Annotated in this window: 7 protein-coding genes and 1 pseudogene; 6 read left to right on the top strand and 2 right to left on the bottom strand. The window is 41.9% G+C overall.

The genetic code is table 11. The features are described 5' to 3' along the window. From IOC57_RS22490 to IOC57_RS22475, 4 genes and pseudogenes are all read left to right on the top strand, one after another. Positions 1 to 312, top strand: a 312-nt coding sequence (locus tag IOC57_RS22490; protein WP_207440783.1) for a hypothetical protein, incomplete at its 5' end; no start/stop codon positions are given. Positions 313 to 573: 261 nt separating this feature from the next. Next, positions 574 to 1,065, top strand: coding sequence for a hypothetical protein (locus IOC57_RS22485; RefSeq protein WP_207440782.1), 492 nt, complete (start codon positions 574 to 576; stop codon positions 1,063 to 1,065). Positions 1,066 to 1,769: 704 nt separating this feature from the next. Further along, the gene (locus IOC57_RS22480; protein WP_286185121.1) at positions 1,770 to 1,949 is read left to right on the top strand and encodes a DUF4083 domain-containing protein; all 180 of its coding nucleotides are present in this window, start codon (positions 1,770 to 1,772) and stop codon (positions 1,947 to 1,949) included. Between the two features lie 518 nt (positions 1,950 to 2,467). Beyond that, a pseudogene (locus IOC57_RS22475) lies at positions 2,468 to 2,593 on the top strand (YjcZ family sporulation protein); the annotation flags it as partial. Between the two features lie 128 nt (positions 2,594 to 2,721). On the opposite strand, the gene mleCBF reads toward IOC57_RS22475, so the two are convergent. Next, the gene (gene mleCBF / locus IOC57_RS22470) at positions 2,722 to 3,564 is read right to left on the bottom strand and encodes a CBF family alpha/beta fold macrolide esterase (protein WP_207440779.1); all 843 of its coding nucleotides are present in this window, start codon (positions 3,562 to 3,564) and stop codon (positions 2,722 to 2,724) included. Between the two features lie 325 nt (positions 3,565 to 3,889). After that, positions 3,890 to 4,666, bottom strand: coding sequence for a 3-hydroxybutyrate dehydrogenase (locus IOC57_RS22465; protein WP_207440778.1), 777 nt, complete (start codon positions 4,664 to 4,666; stop codon positions 3,890 to 3,892). A 245-nt stretch (positions 4,667 to 4,911) separates the two neighbouring features. Here IOC57_RS22465 and IOC57_RS22460 point away from each other — a divergent pair, with 245 nt between their 5' ends. Both IOC57_RS22460 and IOC57_RS22455 read left to right on the top strand, forming a co-directional pair. Then, positions 4,912 to 5,859 (top strand): 3-hydroxyacyl-CoA dehydrogenase family protein, encoded by a 948-nt coding sequence (locus tag IOC57_RS22460; RefSeq protein WP_207440777.1) that lies wholly within the window; start codon positions 4,912 to 4,914, stop codon positions 5,857 to 5,859. Further along, complete coding sequence (locus IOC57_RS22455; RefSeq protein ID WP_207440776.1) at positions 5,856 to 7,031, top strand: acetyl-CoA C-acetyltransferase; 1,176 nt, start codon at positions 5,856 to 5,858, stop codon at positions 7,029 to 7,031. The genes IOC57_RS22460 and IOC57_RS22455 overlap by 4 nt, the downstream gene beginning before the upstream one ends. Positions 7,032 to 7,033 lie beyond the last annotated feature (2 nt).

Raw genomic sequence — 7,033 nt, 5'->3', positions numbered from 1 at the left:
CGTGGCGTTTCTTCTTACAGCAATCCTTGTGATGGTCCTCATCGTGGCGTTTCTTCTTACAGCAATCTTGGTGATGGTCCACATCGCAGTGTGTTTTCTTATAACAAACATAGTAATGGTCCTCATCACAGCTTTTTTTCTTACAACAATCCTGGTGATGGTCCACATCGCAGTGTGTTTTCTTACAACAATCCTGGTGATGGTCCACATCGCAGTGTTTTTTCATATAACAAACATAGTAATGGTCCTCATCACAGCCTTTTTTCTTACAACAATCCTGGTGATGGTCATTATCGCAGCGTTTTTTCTTAGAACAATCCTCGTGATAAGACATAGAAATGTCACTCCTTTCTATCTTTATTAAATAAATAAAGGCAAAGCCTTCTCTATTTAGAGAGGGCTTTGCTAATCAAGACTAAAAACTAACTCAACACCGTCATTTACGGAGCAGGGAGAGTATTAGTTGTTGGAGTAGTTGTAGTCTCACAACGACGTTCATTTACGTCGCAAATACCACCATGTGAATCTACGATAACTTGTCGAGTCACTGTAATTGTAGTGCGTAGTACAATCTTGACTAAAATAGCATCGGTAGTAACAAGTCCCGTGGTGCCGATGACTGGCACTCCTGGCTGTGCAAAAATCCCTTCTACTACTAATGAAGGTTCTATTACTGTATCCTCAGGGCAAGCACCAGGGAAATCCGTATGCTCCTGGAACGGTAAACTTGTTGCAAGTACGGCAGTTGCAGGAGTGGTTGCTCCTGGTGCCAAAAATGTTACTGTAATTGATACAGGAATAAGCCCGATGTTAACGACTTTGTCCCTAATGATTGTCGTGTTACGGGTAATACCAGATAGAGTCGGTACAACAGCTACCGAAACAATAGTGGATCCAGCTGCTATAGCAGGCGTAAACGCTGTAAAAGGAAATGTTGCTTCTGCAACCTTTTGTACCGCTTTTGAGCCTACAACTGAATTAACTAGGACACAATCGCTGTTTAATGGTGCAGCGAGTTCGCGTGCTGGAGATCTAAAATTGCATTTGCAAGCAGAAGCATCGTGAGACTTACAAACCTTACATGGCTTTTTATGATCAAATCTTGAATCATTGCCAAATCTAGAATTGTTACCGAAACCCCAGTCGCTGTCGGAACAGACAGACCCCCAGTTGCTTTGTATTGGATTTTTTTTACCGAAATCCCCCATAAAATCTCAATCCTTTCTTGTAACTCTTTTTATTTTCGAAAATGGAATGGAGTGTAGTATCGAACCGTACTAAAGCACTGCCAAAAGCATTTTCGTAGTAGTTACAAAATATAGTATTAATAAAATAAGGCAATTGCTTGGACAAGTTGCTTATCTTTTTGGACTGGTTGTAAATATTTATAGGGTTTACATGTATAATTTAGCATTAAAGGAAGTGTGGAACGCGGTATAGATATGGACAGACCCAAAAGGGAAGCAAAATGAAATGCCAAACAATGAAAAGCAGCGCCTGCTAAAATACGAATAAACTGAAAAAAGGGCATCTTTTCTCGTTTTTTCGGAAAGTGGGCAAAGAAGACTTAGGCTCTTTTTAAGGAGTCTAATGGTTGTTTCGCTTGAAGAACTAAAGGACCAGGGTAGTAAGACATGCTATAGGATGTATTTCAATAAGGGAATGTGGTCGGTGGCCTTTTTCTAATGCAATTAACGGAGGAGGATCGTTCGAGAAGCTTAGTATATACGTACTGTATAGTATATAAAAATAGAAAGGGGTGGGGATCTTTGGAGTTCAATACCGGTGATATAGTCTATCAACTTATTATGTTTATTTTGTTGTTTGGCATCATTTTTGCTGTTTACTTTTTGGTTCGGTCCCTTCTTACAAGGTCAAACAAATCCAATAGGATAGAACAAAAACTTGATAGAGTAATTGAACTGCTTGAAAAGGATGAAAGAGATTAAATTCTATTAGACAAAAGGGGATCTATCTAAACTAAGTTGATTGGAACGTAAGGTACGGGACTCCTGGCGGAAAGCGAGTGCCTGGAGTGGAAATCAACGATCAGATTTTACAAAACCTCTAAACACTGTTGGCAAAGTCCATAATATCGAGTTTGTCTACAGTCTGGGATTAATTTCTTTTATCCTCTTACAGTTTTTTGTCAAGCTAACTTGATGCGTTTGCTGAAGATTAAGCTTCTTATGAAACTAGCGGCATAGGTCAGTTCAATAAGAAGTCGAATATACTTTAGTGATTTCATCTAGGGCATCTAAATGAAAGGATGGTTCTTCAAAAATCGAGACTAGAAATAATCCAATTGTAAAGGTCAATGATGAATGGAATGCCACTTTAATTTTTCTGAATTTGTCTTGAAACGGTGATTTTAAAAAAGTTTTCGGTGATTTTTGTGTCAGTATCCGAATTAGAACATAAGTTGAATTAACCCATTTAATTATTTCCTCCTAAAACAAATAAGGAGATGTTTCTATTGTCAAATTGCGGTCATGAATCAAGTTGTGGTAACGATATCGGTGGATTTGGTGGCGGTTTTGCTTTCATAGTCGTTTTGTTTATACTCTTAATCATTGTTGGAGCAGCTTGTTTCGGTGGTGGCGGGGGTAACGGTGGTTATGGCGCCGTTCAAGGTTATGGCGGATTCTGCTAAAAAATGTATAAAAAAAGCCGACCCTTTATTGGTCGGCTTCTTTTGTGGTTTTTTTTCAATATATTCCTTTATTGCGAAGTAAGCTTTATAACTGAATCGATCATTTCATCCCAGTCTTCACTATGAATTTCATGCCCTGACCCATCAAGAGCCACTAATTCAGCATGAGGGATGGCTTTCGTAAGAGCAAGCCCGTGCTCGTACGGCAAGGCTGGATCTTCTGTGCCATGAATAATGAGGACAGGTACGGAAATCTCACCCATTCTATCGAAATATTCGTCCCCGCCTTGAAGCATAGCATGATTAAATCTGCTCGATAGCTGTTTGGCGCGGTCCGCCTCTCTTTTTGCCAGTTTATACATTCTTTCCTGCTCAAAAGGTTTGGAACCGGCTAAAGTTTTCCATCCATCCGCAAGGTAAGCGATGACCGTCTCCCGATTTGACCAATCAATGGATGCACTTTTTGCATGGTGATCCAGGATGCTTTGGTCCATTGGAGGCAGTTCTTCCATTACAGTCCCGAACACACTGGATGCAATTAGTGTAAGCGTAGTTACGCGTTCCGAATATCTCAAGGAAAGAATCTGGCCGATCAAACCTCCTAGGGACATTCCAACGATATGAGCCTGCTCGATGGAATAAGCGTCCAGGACACCCACGGCATCGTCAGCCATATCCGTTATTATATAGTTGGAGGTACCGGGTTCATAAACGGTCGATCGTCCCAGATCCCGATGATCGTACCGAATGACAAACCTCCCTTGATCAGCCAGGCGGAGACAGAAGTCCTCATCCCACCAATCTAATGAAGACATCGCTCCCATAATCAAAAGCACAGCAGGGTCCTTAGGGTTTCCAAAACTTTCTGTACATATATCTACTTTATTTATTTTCAGTATCCGTTCATTCATGTTTTTACCTCCGTATTAAATATTATCTAATAGCCGTTACCATGGCGCAGATCAATAAATACTTTCCGGAGCATGATTGGCCTGCCCTTTTAATTATCGCAGTCTAACCCACTTAATAATCATGACGGGGCCTCCTTTTATATTGGTAAAATGGGAAGTATCCCTTTATTACTTTAACATGGGAGGATTCTTTTCACCACCAAAAATATCCATATTATCCTTTTTTAAAATTTTGTCATATAATTCCTTATATACAGAAAACCCCGAATAAAGAGCACCATTTTTGGTGTCATTCATTTGGGGTTTTTGCAGATGCATATTCCTTTTATTGAGCTGTATATCCGCCATCCAATACGACTGCTTGGCCAGTGATGCCCCGTGCTTTGTCGCTTGCGAGGAAAATGGCGTAGTCGGCAATTTCACTTACATCAAGTAAGCGGTTTTGCGGGACAAGCGGATAGATGACCTCTTCCAAAACACTTACCAGTGGTACTTGTCTTGTTTTCGCCAGATCCTCCAATTGACCGCGGACGAGAGGTGTGTCTACGTATCCTGGGCAAAGGGCATTGACGGTTATGCCAAAAGAGGCGCTTTCCAAGGCGGCGACTTTCGTTAATCCGATTACACCGTGTTTGGCACTATTGTACGCTGCTTTGTTGGCAAATCCAATTAGACCATTAATGGAAGAGATGTTGATGATTCTGCCGAAGCCTTGTTCTTTCATGATGGGCAAAACGTTCTTAATTGAAATGAATGGGGCGGTCAGCATGATTTTAATCATCAGCTCGAATTTTTCAGTTGGGAACTCTTCAATTGGAGCAACATGCTGAAGGCCTGCGTTATTGATGAAAATATCTATGCGTCCGTATTTGTCTTTAGCTTGTTTGATTAGTTGGATAATATCCTCTTCACTTGTCACGTCTGCTTTTAAGCCGATAACTTCCAAGCCGTTGTTCCTTAGGTCTAAAGCAGCTTTTTCAACTGTGTTTTGATCAAGGTCGGACAAAACGACCTTTGCGCCATTTTCAGCAAATATCTTGCCAATTTCAAAGCCGATTCCTCTAGCAGATCCGGTAATTATTGCCACTTTATCTTTAACCATATTACATTCCTCCAATAAAAAATGTAATGGTCCAGATCTGTCATTTTATGTCGTGAACAGGGAAGGTAAGCTCTGTTGGAAATATAAAGGGAAGGTTATAAAAATATGGTTTAGGTTAATGAGTAAGAGTCTATCATGATTTTCAAGATAAAAAAAGAGTTTTATTTCCCCTTATCGTTGGCATAAATATTGCATGAATAAAATTATGAGAATTCAGGTAATTAAAAACGGAAAGGGGAAGCTGCATGATTAAAAAAATAACGATTATCGGTTCGGGTGTAATGGGGAGTGGGATCGCTCAGTCTTTTGCAGTTAGCGGGTATTTCGTAACCATTAACGATATAAAGGAAGAGTTGCTGTACCATGCCCAAAATCGAATTTCTGAGAATCTATCACTTCTCATTGAGGAAGGGGTTTTGACTGATCAGGAAAAGCAAGGCGCTTTAGCGAATATTACATATAGCGTGGATTTAAAAGGGGCAGTAAGGGATGCTGATTTTATCATTGAGGCCATTCCGGAAGTCATCGAGTTAAAGTTAAATCTATATGAACAAATGGAGAGAATAATCAAACCGGATGCAATTGTTGCTTCGAATACATCGACCTTTCCGATTTCTCGATTGATGGAGAAGGCCTCATTTGCGGACCGAATGGTCATCACACATTTCTTTAATCCTGGCCATTTGGTTCCATTGGTTGAAATTGTTCAGCATGACGAAACAAAGCTTGAAATCGTCAAGGCAACAATGGATTTAATGCGTAAAATCGGCAAGTCACCGATCCTTTTGAAAAAAGAAATAGCAGGATTCATTGCCAATCGCCTCCAGACTGCTTTGATGCGGGAAGCCTTTTATCTATTAAAAGAGGGCGTTGCCAATGCTGAGGATATCGATACTGCGATAACGGCTGGACCGGGTTTTCGATGGGCATTTACTGGACCGATCGAGATTGCTGATTTTGGCGGGCTGGATACATGGGAGCGCGTACTTGATAATGTTTCACCGGTATTGGATCAGAGTAAGGAAGCGCCTGATTTGATTCGTGATTTGGTGGCTAAGGGAATGCTTGGGACGAAGTCGGGAGAAGGGATATTTACGTATGAAGAGTCTACCGTTTCTCAGAAAATCAATGAGAGGGACCGTAATTTTATTAAACTGGGAAAATTAAAAAGGGAGAAGGAGGAAGTATTATGAGAGAAGTAGTGATTGTAGGGGCAGCAAGAACACCAGTTGGTGCGTTTGGAGGCAGTCTTGCCAATGTTTCAGCGGTTGACTTGGGAGTTGTGGCAGCCAAGGAAGCGATTAAGCGGGCAAATATCTCGGCTGACATGATCGATGAGGTATTGGTTGGGAATATTCTATCTGCTGGATTAGGGCAGAATGTGGCACGTCAGGTTGCGATTCATGCAGGGATTCCGGAAACAACGCCGGCAATGGCCATTAATAAACTTTGCGGGTCTGGCCTCCGTACGGTCATAATGGGAGCGCAATTCATTGCCCTTGGTGATGCTGATGTGATTCTTGCCGGGGGTATCGAAAGCATGAGCAATGCCCCGTATTTACTTCCCAATTATCGTTTTGGACAGAAAATGGGTAATGCCCAAGCGGTGGATTCAATGACTTATGACGCTTTAACCGATGTTTTTAATCAATATCATATGGGTGTGACTGCGGAGAATATTGCCGAGCAGTGGGAAATCAGCCGTGAAAAGCAGGATGAATTTGCTTTAGATAGCCAAATGAAGGCTGAAAAGGCACAGCTTGAAGGACGATTTGCAGATGAAATCGTACCTGTTGAATATAAACGAAGAGGGAAGACAATCTCGGTAGACCAAGATGAACACCCTCGTCATGGGCTGACGATAGACCAGCTAACGAAGCTTCGCCCTGCATTTAGGGAAAATGGAACGGTTACGGCCGGAAATGCATCCGGAATCAATGATGGGGGCGCGATGTTGGTCCTGATGTCTAGAGAAAAAGCAGACGAGCTGGGACTGGAAGCATTAGCAACAATTAAGTCATATGCAAACGCCGCGCTTGATCCGAAAATCATGGGATACGGTCCAGTTCCTGCGACAAGAAAAGCTTTGGCAAAGGCGGGAATGACAATAGATGATATTGATTTGTTGGAAGTGAATGAAGCCTTTGCGGCACAGTCACTCGCCGTGCTTAAGGACCTTGAATTGAAGCCGGAGAAAGTGAATGTAAATGGCGGGGCGATTGCCCTGGGTCATCCTGTAGGTGCTTCCGGTGCCCGGATTTTAGTGACTTTATTGTATGAAATGGAGCGCAGGGATGCAAAGACCGGCCTTGCAACCTTATGTATTGGCGGCGGACAGGGAACTGCGCTGATTGTGGAACGGTAATG

It is taken from the genome of Bacillus sp. SD075, from assembly GCF_017355165.1.
In the GTDB taxonomy this organism is placed as follows: domain Bacteria; phylum Bacillota; class Bacilli; order Bacillales; family DSM-1321; genus Peribacillus.
This window is presented reverse-complemented; position numbering and strand designations above follow the sequence as displayed.